Source organism: Corallococcus praedator (assembly GCF_003612125.1).
GTDB lineage: Bacteria > Myxococcota > Myxococcia > Myxococcales > Myxococcaceae > Corallococcus > Corallococcus praedator.
On sequence record NZ_RAWI01000802.1, the window covers coordinates 1 to 838 of the forward strand.

Here is an 838-nt window from a genome sequence, read left to right on the forward strand (position 1 = left end):
TCCAGCGCTCGGGGTGACGAGCGCGAGCGCGCAGGTACACCTGGTGGCGCTGGGCGAGCAGCGAGACATCGAGGCCGAAGTGTCTGGCTTCCGGCGTGACGAAGCGGATGGCGGAGTGCCGGTGCTCGGTGTTGTACCAGGCGACGAAACGCGTCACCCACGCTTTCGCGTCCTGCGCCGACGCGAAGGCACGCTGGGGGAAGGACGGGCGGTACTTCAGCGTCCGGAAGAGGGCTTCGGAAAACGCGTTGTCGTCCGAGACGCGGGGCCGACTGAAGGAGGGCGCCACGCCCAGCCATTGCAGCGTGGCCAGCATCGTGGCGCCCTTCATGGGGCCACCGTTGTCCGAATGCAGCACCAGGCCCTCGGGGCATCCCGCCTCGCGCCAGCTGTCGCGGATGAGGGTCGCGGCATGCGCGGACGATTCCTCCTCGTGGACGCGCCAGCCCATGATGCGGCGGCTGAAGACGTCCACCACGAGGTAGAGGTAGAGGAAGCAGCCCTTCACCGGGCCCTTCAGGTAGGTGATGTCCCAGCTCCACACCTGGCAGGGCCGGGTGGCGGTGTGTTCTGCCTTGGGGCGCGGCGTGGGCGGCTTCGCGGGGCCTCGGTGGGCCAGCTGCCCCGCTGCGCGCAGTACCCGGTAGAAGCTCGCCTCGCTGGCCAGGTACTCGCCCCGGTCCGCCAGCCTGGGCACCAGTTGCTTGGGCGAGACGTCGCGGAATTCCTCGCTGTTGGCTACCGTCAGCATGCGGCGCTTCTCCGCTTCGGAGAGGCGGTTGGCGGGCCGGGTGCGCGGACCGCACCGCCCGTCCTGAGCCGTCTGGGGCTTCCGCCA

Annotated in this window: 1 protein-coding gene; it reads right to left on the reverse strand. The window is 69.9% G+C overall.

What is annotated here, in order from left to right:
• Nucleotides 1-751 (reverse strand): IS3 family transposase (locus D7Y13_RS41845; protein ID WP_233596057.1); only part of this gene is annotated, 751 nt, incomplete at its 3' end.
• Nucleotides 752-838 lie beyond the last annotated feature (87 nt).